This is a genomic window from Aquabacterium sp. (assembly GCF_021768455.1).
Lineage (GTDB): Bacteria > Pseudomonadota > Gammaproteobacteria > Burkholderiales > Burkholderiaceae_C > Aquabacterium.
In genome coordinates this window covers 1-16,513 of the sequence record NZ_JAIZVX010000099.1, presented here as the reverse complement: position 1 = coordinate 16,513, position 16,513 = coordinate 1, and the positions used below count along the sequence as shown (strand labels likewise).

The window sequence follows — 16,513 nt, the reverse complement described above, 5'->3', positions numbered from 1 at the left end:
TGGGCAGGCCGCGCCGCTGGACACCGTGCGAGGTGCCGCATGAGCCAGGACCTGGGCCACAGCGTTGCCAGCGAGCTGGTCTATTTCGGCAAGGTGCCTTCGCGCGGCGACTTCGTGCGCAGCAACGCGGCGGGTGCCCTGATCCAGACCCTGGACCAGTGGCAGTCCCAGACCATGGAGAGGCTGTCGACCGACCCGCGCTGGAAGATCGTCTACGACGCTGCCCCCGCCATGCCTTTTGCGGTGCTGGGCACAGGCAGCAAGGTGGGCCTGGCCGGACACTGGCTGGCCAGCCAGGATGGCTCCGGGCGGCGCTTTCCCTTCATCACCGCCAGCGCCTTCGACCTGAGCATGCCGCGGGAATCGGCCCGCCTCAGCCCCATGTGGCTGGGCCGGCTATGGGCCCGGCTGGAGCAGGTTGCCAGGGTGGCGCACGCCGCCACCGAGCTGGAGCACGCCCTGGCCAGCCTGAACGCGCCGCTGGACGTGGGGCTGCATCCCCAGGCGGCGGCTTCGGCGTTCGGCGATTTCCTCGACACGCACACCGTTGCTGGCCTGGAACAGATGCTGGCCGCCAGCGGCACACGGATCTCGCTGCGGCAGGCCACGCTGGCCCTGGGGCTCCTGCTGCAGCCGGCGATGGCCCAGGGCGCGGGCAAGCTGCACAAGCTGCTGTGCCTGCCGCTGGTCAAGGACCTGGCCTTGCGTGGGCCGGTGGGTGCCTGGTGGTTGTCTCTGGTGCTGGGGTTTTTCGCGCGGCACGAGGTCGAATTGGGCCTCTTTCTGGCGCCGCTGGACGGTGTTCCCCATCTGGTGCTGGGCTTTCACGGTGCGTCGGCCGCCACGCTCAGCGCCCTGATCGACCCGACGACCCTGGCCAGCCAGGGGGTGCGCCTGAGCGAGCTGGACTGGGTGGAGGACGAGGTGAGCGGCGATTACGGGTTGCGCAAGCTGTCCAACTACCTCAAGGACCCGGGCCTGTCGCTGGCCCAGGCCCTGTCCGTGTACGACGAAGTGTTTCTGGGAGCCTGATGTGCGCAAGCGTTTGATGCATGGGTGGCGGTGCTGGCCGCTGTGGGCCCTGGTCCTGCCCGGGATGGTGGTCGCGCAGACGGCCCAGGTGCAGGCGGGGGGGCAGGTGGTGGTCTCGGGCACGGTGCCCGACGAAGGTGCCCGCGTCAGCCTGGTCGCCCGCATGCGTGAGCTCTACGGGGCGGGGCGCGTGGTCGACCAGCTCACCGTGGGCGCGGTGGTGGCGCCACCCCAATGGAACGGGGCGCTCCTGCGCCTGCTGACGCCCACGCTCAAGCAGGTCAGCCACGGGCAACTCAGCGTGCAGGGCAACCTGATCGAGATCAAGGGTGAGGTCGCCAACGAGGCCTTGCGCCAGCAGGTCGCCAGCGAGATCGCCCAGGCCCTGGACCCCAGCTACACCGTGCGCAACGGCCTGCGCGTGGCGGTGCAGGAGCAGGCGGTGGTGGACCAGGCCCTGGCCAACCGCATCGTCGAATTCGAGCCGGGCAGCGCGGTGCTGCGGCCTGCGGGTCTGCTGATCCTCGACGAGATGGCCGTGGCCCTGGCCCGCCTCAAGGACCGGCGTTTCGAGGTCCTTGGCCACACCGACGCCCTGGGCAGCCGCTCAGGCAATGTCAGCCTTTCTCTGGCACGGGCCCAGGCGGTCAAGGCCTACCTGGTGGGCAAGGGGCTGCCAGCCGAGCGGATCGCGGCCTCGGGCATGGGGCCGGATCAGCCGGTGGCCAGCAACGACAGCGACGCGGGCCGGGCCCGCAACCGCCGCATCGAGTTCCGCGTGGGCAGCTGAGCGGCGGAGGGCGGGGTCACTGCCCCTCGTGCTCGGGGCCTCGCAGGCCCAGCAGCTCTTCCAGGTGCGACATGGCGCCCTGGTCCTTGACGACCTGGCGCAGCCACTCGTGCAGGGGCATCTCGCCCCAGCTCACGGCCTTCTCGGCCAGGTAGGCCACCGGGCTGTGTGGTTCGGTGCGCCGGAAAAAGGCGGCCACCTCGCGCAGTTGCTGAAGCGCCTGGGTGCGCGTGGCGAGCGGTCCGCGCGGGCCGGCGCCCGTGGCCTTGCCCGGGCTGGGCTCGCCGGGGCCGTCGTCGGCAGCGGCGGTGTGTTCGCCTTCGGCTGGGGATGCCTCGCCTGCCTCGGCCAGGCCTGCTTCCCGCGCCAGGCGTTCCATGTCGTGCAGGGCGGTCTGCAGCGCTTCCTTGGCGGCGACGAAGCTGGGGCCGTCGTCACCCAGCCGGGCGTCGATCACGGTCTGCAGGGCCACGATCTGCGTCAGGCTGTCGCGCAGGGCGTCGAGGCGCTCGCGCAGCACGTTGTGCGGCGTTTGCTGGAGGGCGCGCTGGAACTGTTCCAGGCTCAGGGGCTGCGCCTCGCCGTCGCGGGCCGAGTGGCTCTGGTAGGCATCGGCCTGGCGCTCGGACAGGCTCTGGCGCTGGCGCGCGGCGGCCAGGTCGCGCAGGCTGTGTCGGCCTCCCTGGCGGCCCTGGGTGACGGGGCACTGCGGGGCAAGGGCCACCACGCGTTGCAGCAACCACCCCAGGTTGCCGATGCGCTCTTCCATGTCGCCGCCGTCGGGCAGGGGGTAGAGCACATCCCAATAGCGTTCGCACAGGCCTGTACACAGGCGCAGGCCGCCGGCCAGGCCTTCGTAGCCCTCGCTCAGGGTGCGCGCTTCGGTCAGCCACATCACCAGGCGCAGGTCCTTGCTGCGGCGGGCCAGCAGCTCGGTGCTCAGGCGGGTCACGCCGGCCCAGTCGGCCACCTTGAGGGTGGTGACCCACTCGCCCTGGTCGAGCGTCGGGTCGTCTTCCCGGCGCATCTCGGCGATCTGGTCGAATTCGGTGGAGAAGGAAAGGTCCTCGCCCGCAGGCGAGGGGCCCTCGATGGGGGCCATCAAGGCGTCAAAATCCATACAGTCCCTGTGTTTGCTTGAGGCTGGTTCGGGGGCTGTCCACCCCCGCCGTGCCGTGTGTCCAGCCGGCATCATCACATGAAGGGCAGGGCGGCTGTGGCAGTTTGGCGCCACAAAAACCCGAGTGCGCCACCCAGTCAAATGAGATTGATTCGTAATTGCGTCTGGCGTGATAGGATGAAGACATGAGCGCGACGATGCTTCACAGTTCCTCAGGTTTGCCGGCCGCACCGGGTGACCTCCGACCCGGCCAGGGCATGGGCCTGGTGGCCGGTGTCTTGCTGGTCCATGCGGCCGTGGCCGTGCTGGTCCTGACGCACCGGCCTGCGCCCCCTGCGGCCGAGCCGCCCCCGATCACGGTGGAGTTGCTGTCGGCATCGGCCGAACCGGCGCAACCGCCACCGCCTGCACCGCCCACGCCTGTGCCACCGCCCCCGGTGCCCACGCCGCCTGTGCCTCAGGCCGCACCGCGCCCAACGCCCACGCCGCCGGTTCTGGCCAGCCGCCAGCCGGCATCGCCTCAGGACATGGTCGTGCCGCAGGTCGTGCCCGAGGTCAAGCCTCAGCCCACGGCACCTGTGCAGGCCGCCACGCCCGCTCCCGCGCCGCCTGCACCGCCCGCGCCCGCCCCGGTGGCCGAGCCTCGCCCGCCCGCTGCGCCCAAGGTGATGGCCGCCAGCGATGCCGACTACCTGGTCCGTCCGCAGCCGGTGTTCCCGCGTGTGTCGCGTGAGCTGGGCGAGCAAGGCACGGTGCGCCTGCGCGTGCTGGTCGATGAGCAGGGCCGCCCCCGCGAGATCGAGGTGGCCAAGTCCTCCGGTTTCTCGCGCCTCGACCAGGCCGCGATCTCGGCCCTGCGTGCCACCCGTTTCAAGCCCTATCAGGAGGGCGGTGTCGCCCTGCAACGCTGGGTCCTCACCCCCGTGACATTCAATCTGGAAGAACAGTGATCATGAGCGAAACCACCCTTGCAGCCTCGGCGCCCGTCCCTGCGGCCAGCGCCGCCAGTGCACCCACCCTGGCCACCACGGTCGAAGCGCATGCCCCGGCTTCGTCGATGGGCTTTGGTCACTTCATCAGCCAGACCGATGCCATCGGCCAGGGGCTCTTCGTGATCCTGGTGCTCATGTCGCTGGCGTCCTGGGCCCTGATCGTGACCAAGGGCGTGGGCCTGTACCTGCGCCAACAGCGCAGCAATGCCTTCCTGAACTTCTTCTGGAACGCGACCTCGCTGGAAGCGGTGCAGCACGAGATCGGCGCCCACGGGGTGAAGGAACCCTTCTCGCACCTGACCTCGCACGCCATGCACGCCCAGGCTCACCACGCTCGCTACGGCGCGGCCAAGCTGGAAGAGGCCGGCAGCGCCCAGGACTTCCTGACCCGCACCATCAAGAAGGTGCTGGACGAAGAAACCATGCGCATGGAAAGCGGCCTGACCATGCTGGCCACCATCGGTGCCACGGCGCCCTTCGTGGGGCTGTTCGGCACGGTCTGGGGCGTCTACCACGCGCTGCTGGCCATTGGCGAGTCGGGCTCGGGTTCGCTGGACAAGGTCGCCGGTCCCGTGGGTGAGGCCCTGATCATGACCGGCGTGGGCCTGGCCGTGGCCATCCCGGCCGTCATGGCCTACAACTGGCTGACGCGCAGCAACCGCGTGTGGGGCGCTCGCCTCGACGCCTTTGCCTTCGAGCTGTTCACTTTCCTGTCGACCGGCCTGACGCTCAAGAACAGCGCAGAAGCCGAGCAGGGCCAGCAGGGTTCTTCGGTGGTGTCGATCAAGCCGGCCGCCAAGGCCTGAAGGGTGCAGCATGGCCTTCGCCAGTTTTGACAAGAAGGGGGGCAGCGCGCCCCTGGCCGAGATCAACATGGTGCCGCTCATCGACGTGATGCTGGTGCTCCTGGTGATCTTCATTGTGGCCGCGCCCCTGCTGAGCCATTCGGTGAAGCTGGAGCTGCCCAAGGCCACGGCCACGCCGCTGGTGGCCAAGGCCGACAAGATCGAGTTTTCGATCGACGCCGATGGCGTGCGCTACTGGAACAGCCAGCCGCTGACGCGTGAAGAGGCCGCGGCACGTTTTGCGGCCGAATCGGCCAAGCAGCCACAACCTGAAATCCACCTCAGCGCCGACGGCAATGTGCCCTACAAGGCCGTGGCCGAAACCTTGGCCGATGCCTCCCAGGCCGGCCTGAGCAAGATCGGCTTCGTGACCCAGCCCGAAGCAGGCAGCAAGGCGTCCGTCAAGGCCGCCGCCGCGTCGAAGCCTTGACGCATCCGGGCCGCGGGCTGGTCTAGGATGCGTGCCCATGAGCACGCACGATTCCCAGTCCGCCTCCCGCGCTGACACGGCGCCAGGTTTCACCCCTGCCGGTGCCCAGGCCGCGCCGTTTCAGCTGCCACCCACGCCCCAGGCCCTGGCCGGCCTGAAGGTGATCGAGCTGGGTCAGCTCATCGCTGGCCCCTTTGCCGGCAAGACCCTGGCCGATTTCGGGGCCGAGGTCATCAAGGTTGAGCCCCCCGCGAGCGACACCGCGGCCGGCGGCGACCCGCTGCGTCAGTGGCGCATGCTCCACAATGGCAGCAGCGTGTGGTGGCAGGTGCAAAGCCGCAACAAGCGCAGCGTGGTGCTGGACTTGCGCACCCCCGAAGGCCGCGAGACCGTGGCCCGCCTCATCGACGAGGCCGATGTGCTGATCGAAAACTTCAAACCCGGCACCCTGGAGAAGTGGGGCCTGGGTTACGAGCAGCTCAGCGCGCGCAACCCCGGCCTGATCATGTTGCGCATCAGTGGCTACGGGCAGACCGGGCCTTACCGAGAACGCCCTGGTTTTGCCGTGGTGGCCGAGGCCATGGGTGGCATGCGCTACCTCAATGCCGAACCGGGTCGCACGCCGGTGCGCGCCGGGGTCAGCCTGGGCGACACCCTGGCCGGTCTGCACGGGGCGATCGGCGTCCTCCTGGCCCTGCAGGCACGGCAGCGCAGCGTCTCGCCCGAGGCGCCCAAGGGCCGTGGCCAGGTGGTGGACGTCGCCCTCTACGAGGCCGTGTTCAACTGCATGGAGAGCCTGCTGCCCGAGTACAGCGCCTTCGGGGCCGTGCGCCAGCCCGCCGGCTCGGCCCTGCCCGGGATTGCGCCCAGCAACGCCTACCCCTGTGCCGACGGCATGGTGGTGATCGGCGGGAATGGGGATTCGATCTTCAAGCGCCTGATGATCGCGATCGCCCGCGACGACCTGGCCACCGATCCCGAGCTGGCCCACAACCCGGGCCGGGTGCAGCGTGTGGCCGAAATCGATGCCGCCATCGCCGCCTGGACCCAGAGCCGCCCGGTGGCCACCGTGGTCGAGGTGCTCAACACGGCCAGCGTGCCGGTGGGGCGCATCTACAACGCCGCCGACATCGCCGCCGACGCCCATTACCGCGCCCGCGACATGATCCTGCCCGTGACCACCCACGATGGCCTGACCGTCGAGGTGCCGGGCATCGTGCCCAAGCTCTCGGGCACACCCGGTGCCATCACGCGCCGCGGGCCGCTGCTGGGCGAAGACACCGAGGCCGTGCTGGCCCACCTGAAAGGCCCCTCGCATGGTTGAGGCACGCGCCGAAGCCTCGGAGGCCAGCCCAGGCCACGGTGGCCAGTTCAGCCTGTTGGGTCAACGCCGCTTTGCGCCTTTCTTTCTCACCCAATTCCTGGGCGCGGCCAACGACAACCTGTTCAAGTTCGCCTTCACGGTGCTGGTGACCTACCAGCTGCAGGTGAGCTGGTTGAGCCCGCAGATGGCCGGTCTGGTGATCGGGGCGCTGTTCATCCTGCCTTTCCTGCTGTTTTCGGCCACGGCCGGCCAGTGGGCCGACAAGCACGACAAGGCCCGCCTCATGCAGGCCGTCAAGGCCATGGAGGTGGGCATCATGGTGCTGGCCGCGCTGGGCTTCTGGTGGCAGCTGGTGCCGCTGCTGCTGGGCTGCGTGTTCCTGATGGGGCTGCATTCCACCTTTTTCGGGCCGGTGAAGTACGCCTATCTGCCCCAGCACCTTTCGCCGCAGGAGCTCACGGGCGGCAACGGCATGGTCGAGATGGGCACCTTTGTGGCCATCCTGCTGGGCAACGTCGGTGGTGGCCTGCTGATGAGCCTGCCCCAAGGGGGCACGCACTGGGTGGCGGGCACCTGCCTGGTGATGGCGCTGCTGGGCTGGTCCACGGCACGGGCCATTCCCGCCTCGCCCTCTGCCGATCCGGGCCTGCGCCTCAACCACAATCCCTTCACCGAAACCTGGCGCAACCTGAAGCTGGCCGGTGAGTACCCCAGCGTGTTCCGCTCGCTGCTGGGCATCTCGTGGATGTGGTTCTTTGGCGCGGTCTTCCTGTCGCAGTTTCCGGCCTTTGCGCGCGATGTGCTGGGGGGTGACGAGCAGGTCGCCTCGCTGCTGCTGGTGGTGTTCTCGGTTGGCATCGCGATCGGCTCGCTGCTGTGCGAGACCCTGTCGCGCCGCCATGTGGAGATCGGTCTGGTGCCCATCGGGGCGGTGGGCATGTCGGTCTTTGCGTTCGACCTCTACCTCACGGCCCAGGGGCTGGTCCACGGGCCGACTTTGCAGGGCGTGGCCGCGTTCGTGAGCCAGCCTGTGCACTGGCGCCTCATGGCCGATCTGGCCCTGCTGGCTTTCAGTGCCGGCCTTTACAGCGTGCCCATGTACGCCCTGATCCAGCTGCGGGCGCAGCCCAGCCACCGGGCCCGCATCATCGCGGCCAACAACATCCTCAATGCCCTGTTCATGATCGTCAGCAGCCTGATGGCAGGGGCGCTGCTGGGGGCGGGCTTCGGCATTCCCCAGGTCTTCGGCTTCACGGCCTTGCTCAATGTGCTGGTGGTGGGCTATGTGTTCTGGCTGATGCCCGAGTACATCCTGCGCCTGGTGATGCTGGTGGCCACCCGCTTCGTGTACCGCCTGCGCACGCGTGGCACGCAGCACCTGCCCACCGAGGGCGCGGCCATCCTGGTGTGCAACCACGTGAGCTTTGTGGACGCCGTCATCCTGGGCATCATCAGCCCGCGTCCCATGGTCTTCATCATGGACCACCGCATCTTCCGCACCCCCTGGCTGGGCTGGTTCTTCCGGGCGGTGAAGGCCATCCCGATCGCGCCCCAGAAGGAGGATCCGCAGGCCTATGAGCGGGCCTTCGAGCGCGCACGCCAGGTGCTGGCCGAGGGCGAACTGCTCTGCCTCTTCCCCGAAGGCAGCATCACGCGCGACGGACAGCTGCAGCCGTTCAAGGCCGGCATCATGAAGATCCTGGCCACGCATCCCGTGCCGGTCATCCCGGCGGCCCTGCACAATCTGTGGGGCTCGAGCTTCTCCCGCATCGAGGGCACGGCCATGGCCCGACCCTTGCGTCGGGGGGTGTTCAACCATGTGGGCCTGGTCGTCGGGGAACCGATGGCCCCGGGCGAGGTCAGTCCCGAGCGCCTGCAGGCGCGGGTGCAGGCCTTGCTGGACGAACCCACGCCCTGATGGCCCACTTCCCTCTCGTCCTGTTTTTGCCTTTTCCTTGTCGTCGGCCCCACCTCTTCCCCTCATGGACAAACTCCTGTCGCCCGCCGCCTGGGCCCGTGTGATCCCTTTTGCCCTGTTCATGGCCCTGCTGGCGCTGCGGGGGCAGTTGCCCAGTGAGGGCGGCGCTGTCATCGATGCACGCTGGGTCTATGCCCTGTCGGTGCTGGTCGTCGGCGGCGCACTGGCCTTTTTCTGGCGACGGTATGGGGAGCTGGCCAGGCCCCTGAGCGGGCCGCGGCTCACCGGGCGTCAGGTGGCGCTCAGCGTGGCGGTGGGCCTGATCGTGTTCGAGCTCTGGATCCATCTGGCCGAGCCTTGGATGATGCTGGGCCGCCCGACCGCGAGCTTCCGGCCTGTGGACGCCGACGGGCAGTTGCAGTGGGGGCTGATCGCCTTCCGCTGGGTGGGCGCAGCCCTGCTGGTGCCGGTGATGGAGGAGCTGTTCTGGCGCTCCTTCCTGATGCGCTGGGTCGACCGGCCCGACTTTGAATCCGTGGACCCGGGGGCCGTGAGCCCCAAGGCCGTGGCCTTGTCGAGCCTGGTGTTCATGCTGGCCCACACCCAGTGGCTGGCGGCCATCGTGGCCGGCCTGGCCTATGCCTGGCTCTACCGGTACACCCGTTCGCTGTGGGCACCCATCCTGGCGCATGCCGTGACCAATGGCGTCCTGGGGATCTGGGTGGTGTTTTATGGCAACTGGATGTTCTGGTAAGGGGATCACCGTGTCACGTCGCTCGCCGTCACGCCCCGCTGAACCGACCTCCGCACGCCGCCCGGCGTGGGCGCGTTTCCTGGTCGTCGCCATGGCCCTGGTCAGCCTTTTTTTCGCCTGGCTGTGCCATGTGGGGCCTTCGTGGCACCCCTTGCTGGTCCTCCTGGTCTACGTCCCTCTGCCCTTGTTGACGGTGCCCGCCGTGATGGCCGTGCTGGCGTCGCTGTGGCTGTCGTGGTGGTGGCGAGGCGTGGCGCTGACCAGCCTCGCGCTGGTGCTGACCGTGGTCATGGGCCTGGTCTGGGGCACGCCGGATGAAGGCGTGGGCCGCGTGCGCCTCATGACCTACAACGTCAAGGCATACCTGGCGATGCAGCGGGCCGGAGGGCCACAGGCCCTGGCCGCCGAGTTCGCCGCCCACGATGCGGACGTGATCGTGTTGCAGGATTCGGCCGAGCTGGAGCCCATGCAGGACGATGAGCGGGCGCCCCTTTGGAACCTGATGTTCGGCAAGCGCGAGATCTTCTACCGTGGCCAGTACATGATCGCCAGCCGCTATCCCTTGCGGGATTGCCGCGTGGGGCTGCTGCAGGGCCAGGTGGTGGACAAGGCCCACAGCTACCTGCATTGCCAGGTCCAGGTGGGGCAGCGCGCCTTTGACCTGGTCACCGTGCACCTGGTCACACCCCGTCAGGGCCTGGTCGCGGTGCGCCGTGAAGGCCTGGACGGGCTGGACCAGTGGCGCCAGAACCTCTCCTACCGCACCGAGCAGGCCGTGGCCCTGGTCAACCAGCTTCGGGGGCGCGCACGCCCGCTGGTGCTGGCAGGCGACCTGAATGCCCCGGAGCGCACCGAGGTGCTGCGCATCCTGATGGGGCAGCTCGGCCTGCGCGACGCCTTTTCTTCAGCAGGCTTCGGGTATGGCTACACCCACGGGCATTCGCTGCGCCTGGGCCTGTCCTTCCTGCGCATCGACCACATCCTGGTGAGCGACGACATCGGCGTGGCGGCCGTGGAGGTGGGCGGTGCGGAAGGCTCCGAGCACCGCCCCGTGATCGCCGACCTGCTGCTGCAGCGGACGTACTGAGGGGCTGCGGGTACCTACCGCGGGCGCCGGCCCGTCCGGCCGAGGGCCGCCGCGAACAGGCGTGTCAGGCGTGTCAGGCGCCCCGGGCGCGGTCGGCGGCGAACTGCTGCTGGAACGCGGCAAAGCGACCGGCGTCCAGCGCCTCGCGCACTTCCTTCATCAGGTTCAGGTAGTAGTGCAGGTTGTGGATGGTGGTCAGCATCGGGCCCAGCATCTCGCCGCAGCGGTCGAGGTGGTGCAGGTAGGCGCGGCTGAAGTTCTGGCAGGTGTAGCAGCTGCAGGTTTCGTCGATCGGGCGCTCGTCGGCCTTGTTGCGGGCGTTGCGCAGGCGCAGGTCACCAAAGCGGGTGAAGAGGTGGCCGTTGCGCGCGTTGCGGGTGGGCATGACGCAGTCGAACATGTCGACGCCGGTGGCCACGCCGGCCACCAGGTCTTCCGGGGTGCCCACACCCATCAGGTAACGCGGCTTGTTCGCGGGCAGCTTGGGCGTGATGTGGTTCATCACGCGCAGCATCTCGTCCTTGGGCTCACCCACGCTCACACCGCCGATGGCGTAGCCGGGCAGGTTCATGTCGGCCAGGGCGGCCAGCGAGGCCTCACGCAGGTTGGGGAACATGCCGCCCTGCACGATGCCGAAGAGCGCGTTGGGGTTCTGCAGCTTGTCGAACTCGGTCTGGCAGCGTTTGGCCCAGCGCAGGCTCAGCTCCATCGAGGCGCGGGCTTCGCGCTCGGTGGTGATGTGGCCCAGGCTCTTGTCGCCCTTCCAGTAGGGCGTGCACTCGTCGAACTGCATGACGATGTCCGAGTTCAGGATGGTCTGGATCTGCATGCTGATCTCGGGCGTGAGGAAGAGCTTGTCGCCGTTGACCGGCGAGGCAAAGCGCACGCCTTCTTCGCTGATCTTGCGCATCTCGCCCAGCGACCAGACCTGGAAGCCGCCCGAGTCGGTGAGGATGGGCTTGTGCCAGTTCTCGAATTTGTGCAGGCCGCCGAACTGTTTCATGATGTCCAGCCCCGGGCGCATCCACAGGTGGAAGGTGTTGCCCAGGATGATCTGCGCGCCCATGTCGTGCAGCGATTGCGGCATCACGCCCTTGACGGTGCCGTAGGTGCCCACGGGCATGAAGATGGGGGTCTCGACCACGCCGTGGTTGAGGGTGAGGCGGCCGCGTCGGGCGTCGCCTTCGGTCTTGAGCAGTTCGAAGTTCAGCATGGATTGCAATCAGTCAGGCCAGGGCCGCAGGGCGGCGGGTGTTCAGGCGTTCGAGCAGGCGCTCGCTGCGGAAGGGTTTGGCCAGCACTTCCTGGCCGGAGTCGTTCAGGCGGGCGATCTCGGTCGGGTCGGTGTCGCCGGAGATGATGAGGCTTTGCAGGGCGCGGCCCTGTTCGCGCAGGTGCAGGCCCAGGGTCTGCACGATCTGCAGGCCGTTGAGGCCGGGCAGGCGGTAATCGGTGATCAGGGTGTCGGGCAGCTGGGCCGGGTCGCTGGCACTCAGCAGGGTGGGCAGGTCGTCGAGCAGGGTCTCGCCATCGGCCCAGGTGCGGGTCTGCGCGCCCCAGCTGTTGAGCATCTCGCCCAGGGCGCGGCGCAAGAGCATGTCGTCTTCGACCAGCCACACCACGCGGCCCGCCAGGGGCTGGCTCGGGGTGCTGGGCGCCGCAGCCGGGGCCCGTGGCACCAGGTGCAGTGGCAGCTCGATGGCAAAGCAGGAGCCCTGGCCCACGCGTGACTTGAGCGTGATCTGCTCGCCCAGCACCTCGGCCGTGCGCCGCACGATGGCCAGGCCCAGGCCGATGCCGCGGTTGCGGTCCCGGGCGGTGTTGCCCACCTGGTAGAACTCTTCGAAGATGCGCTCGCGCTGTTCGGCGGCGATGCCGATGCCGGTGTCCCAGACCTCGATGCGCAGGCGATGGCGCCCGCGGCGGCGTGCGGCCACCAGCACCCCGCCGTGCTGGGTGTAGCGGATGGCGTTGGAGACCAGGTTGCGCAGCACGCTGTGCAGCAGCATGGCGTCGGTCAGCACCATGAGCTGGCGTTCGTCCATGCGGCGGGGCGTGCGGAATCGCAGCGTCAGGCCCTTGCATTCGGCGGCGCTCTGCTCGTGCACCTTCACGGCCTGGAAGACGTCGTGCAGGCTCACGGCCTGGAACTCGGGCTTGACCGCACCGGCATCGAGCCGGGAGATGTCCAGCAGGCCCACGAGCAGGTTTTCCATCGAGGCCACGGCCTCGTCCAGCATGTTGGCCAGGGTGCGCAACTCGGGGGCCTGGGCCTGCTGACGCAGCAGGCTCACCAGCAGGCCGATGGCGGCGGTGGGCTGCCGCAGGTCGTGGCTGGCCGCCGCCAGGAAGCGGGTCTTGCTCTGGTTGGCCACCTCCAGCGCGCGGGTGCGTTCGGCCACGCGTTCTTCCAGCGTCACGTTCAGGCGCTCTGCCAGGCCCATGGCCTCGACGAACTGGCGCATCAGGGCCAGGGCAAAGCCCAGGAAGATGATGGGTGAGAAGTAGGGCGTCCAGTACAGGTCGGTCACGGCCAGCGCGGGCGTGAGGAAGAGGTAGTCGTGACCCATGGCCACCAGGGTGCCCACCGGGCCCAGGGTCATGGGCACGGCCTCCAGCCAGTGCTTGGTCCAGGCGGTCTGCACGATCTTGAAGACAACGAAGAGCCCCCCCAGCATCATCAGCGGGTAGGCGATCATGCGCAGCACGTCGAGGTAGGGCGTGCCCATGGCCAGCAGCCCCAGCGCGGGGATGCCGAAGCCCAGGATGCGCAGGGGCAGGACCAGGCGGTCCACCTTGAGCCGGGCGTAGCTCAGGCTGAACATCACGTTGACGTAGGTCGTGATGCTGTGGGTGGCGAAGAAGACCCAGTCCACCAGGGCGGCGGGCCAGCCGATGGTCTCGACGAAGTACAGCGCGTTGCGCCCGCACATGAAGATCATCAGCCATCCGAAGTAGGCGTAGATCAGGTCGTGCGGCCGGGCGCGCCAGGCCACCAGCATGAACAGCGCCATGCCGACCACGCACAGGTTGAGCGTTTGCGGCAGGGCCACGGTGAGCATGGTCCAGCGGTCGAAGTCGTCGCGCATCTCGCTCAACGGCGCGGCCTGCATGGGCGAGATCCCGGGCTTGCGGAAGGGGTTCATCCGCACGTCGATTTCGATCTCGTTGTCGCCCGCCAGCAGCACATTGGCCGGCACCTCGGTGAGGTAGGGCAGGGTGGCCATGCTGGTGATGACGTTCCCGTCCATGTGGCGGGTGCTCAGCGGCACACCGTTGACGGTGATGCGATGGTTGCCCGGCAGGCGGTCGATGCGCAGGCCCCAGGGCACCTGGGGTGATGCCGACAGGACGAGGTGGGCGCGGTAGCAGGCCAAGGCCGGCGGTTGCAGGCCTTGCTGACGCCAGTCGTCGGGCAGGCTCACGGGCACGCCGGGGCGCTGTTCGGCGCAGCTGCCGGTCGAGAGCGTGGCCTGGTCCACCTGCAGGGGGGGCGTCGCCGAGCGGGCCGCACCGGCCCACAGCAGGCCGATGGCCAGCCAGAGCAGCCAGGCCAGGGCCCATGCCCCCTGGCCCCGCGCTCGGGACCTTGGCAAACCCGGGTTCATGCGCTGCGCTTTTCGATCAGCATGGCGTCGCCATAGCTGAAGAAGCGGTAGCCCTGGGCGATGGCGTGCTGGTAGAGGCCACGGATGTGTTCGTAGCCCGCCAGTGCGCTCACCAGCATCATCAGCGTGCTCTTGGGCAGGTGGAAGTTGGTGACCAGCACGTCCACCACCTTGAAGTCGAAGCCCGGGGTGATGAAGATGTCGGTGTCGCGGCTGCCTGCTTCGAGGATCACGCCCGGTGGCGCCACGCGTGCCGCCGACTCCAGCGCCCGCAGGGTGGTCGTGCCCACGCTGACGACGCGGCCGCCCGCGGCCTTGGTGGCATGGATGGCCTCGACCGTGTGGGCCGGGACCTGGAACCATTCGCTGTGCATCTTGTGCTCGGCCAGGTTCTCGGTGCGCACGGGCTGGAAGGTGCCGGCGCCCACATGCAGGGTCACTTCGGCCGTGCCGATGCCGCGGGCCTTCAGGCGCGCCAGCACGCTTTCGTCGAAATGCAGGGCCGCGGTGGGGGCGGCCACGGCGCCGGGCTGTGAGGCGAACACCGTCTGGTAGCGGCGGATGTCGTCTTCGCCATCGGCGTGGGTGATGTAGGGCGGCAGCGGCACGTGGCCGTGGGCGTCGAGCAGGGCGAAGGGGTCACCGGCAAAGCGCAGGTGGAACATGCCGCCATCGGGGCCGCAGCGGCCCAGCACCTCGGCGTCGAAGGCGTCGGCAAAGCGCAGTTGGGCGCCGGGTTTGGGTGACTTGCTGGCGCGCACATGGGCCCAGACCTCGTTCGTGCCGGGCAGCACGCGCTCGACCAGGGCCTCGACGGCACCGCCCGAGGCCTTCTGGCCATACAGGCGGGCCTTGATCACACGGGTGTTGTTGAAGACCAGCAGGTCGCCGGGCTGCAGCAGGTCGGGCAGCTCGCGGAAGACGCGGTCGACCGGGCTGGCGCCGCGGCCATCGAGCAGGCGCGAGGCGCTGCGTTCGGCGGCCGGGTGCTGGGCGATCAGTTCGGGGGGCAGCTCGAAATCGAAATCGGCCAGGGTGAAGGCCAGGGCGCTGGCCGGGCTGTCAGCAGAGGCTGCGCTGCCAGCGGTGCCCAAAGAGGAAGGAGAGGTCATGCCGTTGAGGGACGGACGGGTCCCGTGCCAAGGAAACCGCGTATTGTCCCGCAAGGCGGGCCCTTCGTGCAAATGCGGCGGGCAGGCCGCCCCTGTCCCTCCGGGGATGGCGGCTCAGCGCAGGGCGTCGCAGCTGCGCTGTTCGGCCAGGGTGCGGGCCTGCACCGTCAGGCAGCGCTTGGCGGCCGGCACGGTTTCCAGCTGGTAGAGCGTGCGGGCCGCCACGGCGGTGTCGGCGAAATCGGCGAACACGCCGTCGATGCCCAGCTTGTAGAACTGCACGTACTCGTTGACCGGGTTGCCCGCGTAGTTGCCGGCCAGGCGGCGCTGCTCGTTGCGGAAGGTCCAGGTGTGCACCTTCAGGCCGGCCTGGTGGGCACGGGTGATCAGGTCGCTGGGGTTGGCCAGGGCCAGGCTGGCCTCGCCGGGGCCGCTGCCGTTGGGGTTGGCCACGGTCGAGACGATGTAGCGCTTCCAGGGGCCGATGCCGTAGGCGTAGCTGGCCACGTCCTTCAGGCCTTCGTTGGTGGTGAGCCAGGCGAAGGTGCGCGCCAGCAAGGCGGGCTGGCCTGAGGCGGTCCAGTCGTAAGGGCGGTCGTAGGGCGCGGTGAAGTCCAGGCTGCCGTCGGCCTTGACGTCGTTGGCGTCGATCAGCTGGATCAGGCGCACGCTGGTCTGCTTGCTCAGGGCCTTGAGGTTGGCCGTCTCGAAAGACTGGATGAACACCGGTGCCTGGGCGTGGTTCCAGCCGGCGCGGGTCAGCGAGGCCAGCAGGCGGCTCTCCAGCGGCAGGCCCAGGTTCTGGTGGTAGGTGGGGTGCTTGGTTTCCGGGTAGATGCCGATGGTGCGGCCCTGCTCCAGGCCCTTGCGCTTGGCCAGGGCAATCACCTCGTCGAAGGTGGGGATCAGGAACTGGCCGTTGAACTGCTGTGGGCGCTCGCCAAAGGCCTGCCTGGCGCGCAGGGTCTTGATCTCGGCCAGGGTGAAGTCGCTGGCGAAGAAGCCTTCTTCGGCGGCGCCATCCACCACCACGGTGCGGCGGCGGGATGCGAACTCGGGGCGCGAGGCCACGTCGGTGGTGTTGACGATGTTGGGCTCGTGGCGGGCGATCAGCACGCCGTCCTTGGTCGAGACCAGGTCGGGTTCGATGTAGTCGGCGCCCATGTCGATGGCCAGGGCATAGCTCTCCAGCGTGTGCTCGGGCAGGTAGCCCGAGGCGCCGCGGTGGCCGATGACCAGGGGGCGCCCTTCAGACGGGGCCTGGCCGGCGCCGTGGGCCTGGGCGGATGCGGTGCCCAGGCAGAGCAGGGCGGTGGTGGCCAGGACGGCCGAGATGGCGTGTTTCATGGGGTGTCTCCGTGTGGGCATCGGTGTTCGCCGCACTGTGATGGCCCGGGATGACCCGTTCGTGAAGCCCCTGTGACGCCCGGGTGACACCACCGTGATGGGGGCTGAGGGCGGCCGGCTGGGGCGGGGTGGTCTGGAAGACCCTGGGCGAAGA

Annotated in this window: 14 protein-coding genes; 9 read left to right on the top strand and 5 right to left on the bottom strand. The window is 68.9% G+C overall.

All coding sequences use genetic code 11. The features are described from left to right. Window positions 1–39: 39 nt before the first annotated feature. Together tagF and QZ994_RS13400 are read left to right on the top strand one after the other, a co-directional pair. The gene (gene tagF, locus QZ994_RS13405; RefSeq protein WP_290872373.1) at window positions 40–1,032 is read left to right on the top strand and encodes a type VI secretion system-associated protein TagF; all 993 of its coding nucleotides are present in this window, start codon (window positions 40–42) and stop codon (window positions 1,030–1,032) included. A gap of 64 nt (window positions 1,033–1,096) precedes the next feature. Then, window positions 1,097–1,822, top strand: a complete 726-nt coding sequence (locus QZ994_RS13400) for an OmpA family protein (protein ID WP_290872370.1) — start codon at window positions 1,097–1,099, stop codon at window positions 1,820–1,822. Window positions 1,823–1,838: 16 nt separating this feature from the next. Here the strand turns inward: QZ994_RS13400 and tssA are convergent, their stop codons facing one another. Next, window positions 1,839–2,942 (bottom strand): type VI secretion system protein TssA, encoded by a 1,104-nt coding sequence (gene tssA, locus QZ994_RS13395; RefSeq protein WP_290872367.1) that lies wholly within the window; start codon window positions 2,940–2,942, stop codon window positions 1,839–1,841. A 185-nt stretch (window positions 2,943–3,127) separates the two neighbouring features. On the opposite strand from tssA, the gene QZ994_RS13390 reads away from it, so the two are divergent. The 7 genes from QZ994_RS13390 (at window position 3,128) to QZ994_RS13360 (ending at window position 10,292) form a co-directional block, all read left to right on the top strand. After that, a complete protein-coding gene (locus QZ994_RS13390) occupies window positions 3,128–3,892 on the top strand; it encodes an energy transducer TonB (RefSeq protein ID WP_290872364.1) in 765 nt (254 codons plus the stop codon). A gap of 107 nt (window positions 3,893–3,999) precedes the next feature. Next, window positions 4,000–4,740, top strand: coding sequence for a MotA/TolQ/ExbB proton channel family protein (locus tag QZ994_RS13385; RefSeq protein ID WP_290872376.1), 741 nt, complete (start codon window positions 4,000–4,002; stop codon window positions 4,738–4,740). A 10-nt stretch (window positions 4,741–4,750) separates the two neighbouring features. Next, entirely contained in the window at window positions 4,751–5,209 is a 459-nt protein-coding gene (locus tag QZ994_RS13380) for a biopolymer transporter ExbD (protein ID WP_290872362.1), read from the top strand. A 37-nt stretch (window positions 5,210–5,246) separates the two neighbouring features. After that, a complete protein-coding gene (locus QZ994_RS13375; protein ID WP_290872359.1) occupies window positions 5,247–6,533 on the top strand; it encodes a CoA transferase in 1,287 nt (428 codons plus the stop codon). Further along, entirely contained in the window at window positions 6,526–8,451 is a 1,926-nt protein-coding gene (locus tag QZ994_RS13370; protein WP_290872356.1) for an MFS transporter, read from the top strand. Before QZ994_RS13375 ends, QZ994_RS13370 begins: the two co-directional genes overlap by 8 nt. A gap of 64 nt (window positions 8,452–8,515) precedes the next feature. Beyond that, window positions 8,516–9,205: a CAAX prenyl protease-related protein gene (locus QZ994_RS13365; protein WP_290872353.1), complete on the top strand. Its 690-nt coding sequence runs from the start codon at window positions 8,516–8,518 to the stop codon at window positions 9,203–9,205. Between the two features lie 10 nt (window positions 9,206–9,215). Further along, the gene (locus QZ994_RS13360; protein WP_290872350.1) at window positions 9,216–10,292 is read left to right on the top strand and encodes an endonuclease/exonuclease/phosphatase family protein; all 1,077 of its coding nucleotides are present in this window, start codon (window positions 9,216–9,218) and stop codon (window positions 10,290–10,292) included. A gap of 73 nt (window positions 10,293–10,365) precedes the next feature. On the opposite strand, the gene tgt is transcribed toward QZ994_RS13360, so the two are convergent. The 4 genes from tgt to QZ994_RS13340 form a co-directional block, all read right to left on the bottom strand. Next, window positions 10,366–11,505, bottom strand: a complete 1,140-nt coding sequence (gene tgt / locus QZ994_RS13355; RefSeq protein WP_290872347.1) for a tRNA guanosine(34) transglycosylase Tgt — start codon at window positions 11,503–11,505, stop codon at window positions 10,366–10,368. 13 nt (window positions 11,506–11,518) lie between these two features. Then, window positions 11,519–13,900 (bottom strand): ATP-binding protein, encoded by a 2,382-nt coding sequence (locus tag QZ994_RS13350; protein WP_290872345.1) that lies wholly within the window; start codon window positions 13,898–13,900, stop codon window positions 11,519–11,521. Further along, on the bottom strand, window positions 13,897–15,012 hold the full coding sequence (gene queA, locus QZ994_RS13345) for a tRNA preQ1(34) S-adenosylmethionine ribosyltransferase-isomerase QueA (protein WP_290872342.1): 1,116 nt from the start codon (window positions 15,010–15,012) through the stop codon (window positions 13,897–13,899). Before queA ends, QZ994_RS13350 begins: the two co-directional genes overlap by 4 nt. A 114-nt stretch (window positions 15,013–15,126) precedes the next feature. Continuing rightward, window positions 15,127–16,359 (bottom strand): glycerophosphodiester phosphodiesterase, encoded by a 1,233-nt coding sequence (locus tag QZ994_RS13340; RefSeq protein ID WP_290872338.1) that lies wholly within the window; start codon window positions 16,357–16,359, stop codon window positions 15,127–15,129. Between the last annotated feature and the right edge of the window lie 154 nt (window positions 16,360–16,513).

Bases quoted from the DNA above. Each gene is read 5' to 3' on its own strand.
- QZ994_RS13385 (WP_290872376.1), top strand. From the start codon at position 4,000: ATGGGCTTTGGTCACTTCATCAGCCAGACCGATGCCATCGGCCAGGGG.
- QZ994_RS13370 (WP_290872356.1), top strand. From the start codon at position 6,526: ATGGTTGAGGCACGCGCCGAAGCCTCGGAGGCCAGCCCAGGCCACGGT.
- QZ994_RS13390 (WP_290872364.1), top strand. From the start codon at position 3,128: ATGAGCGCGACGATGCTTCACAGTTCCTCAGGTTTGCCGGCCGCACCG.
- QZ994_RS13365 (WP_290872353.1), top strand. From the start codon at position 8,516: ATGGACAAACTCCTGTCGCCCGCCGCCTGGGCCCGTGTGATCCCTTTT.
- QZ994_RS13350 (WP_290872345.1), bottom strand. From the start codon at position 13,900: ATGAACCCGGGTTTGCCAAGGTCCCGAGCGCGGGGCCAGGGGGCATGG.
- tgt (WP_290872347.1), bottom strand. From the start codon at position 11,505: ATGCTGAACTTCGAACTGCTCAAGACCGAAGGCGACGCCCGACGCGGC.
- queA (WP_290872342.1), bottom strand. From the start codon at position 15,012: ATGACCTCTCCTTCCTCTTTGGGCACCGCTGGCAGCGCAGCCTCTGCT.
- QZ994_RS13340 (WP_290872338.1), bottom strand. From the start codon at position 16,359: ATGAAACACGCCATCTCGGCCGTCCTGGCCACCACCGCCCTGCTCTGC.
- QZ994_RS13375 (WP_290872359.1), top strand. From the start codon at position 5,247: ATGAGCACGCACGATTCCCAGTCCGCCTCCCGCGCTGACACGGCGCCA.
- tagF (WP_290872373.1), top strand. From the start codon at position 40: ATGAGCCAGGACCTGGGCCACAGCGTTGCCAGCGAGCTGGTCTATTTC.
- QZ994_RS13400 (WP_290872370.1), top strand. From the start codon at position 1,097: ATGGTGGTCGCGCAGACGGCCCAGGTGCAGGCGGGGGGGCAGGTGGTG.
- QZ994_RS13380 (WP_290872362.1), top strand. From the start codon at position 4,751: ATGGCCTTCGCCAGTTTTGACAAGAAGGGGGGCAGCGCGCCCCTGGCC.
- tssA (WP_290872367.1), bottom strand. From the start codon at position 2,942: ATGGATTTTGACGCCTTGATGGCCCCCATCGAGGGCCCCTCGCCTGCG.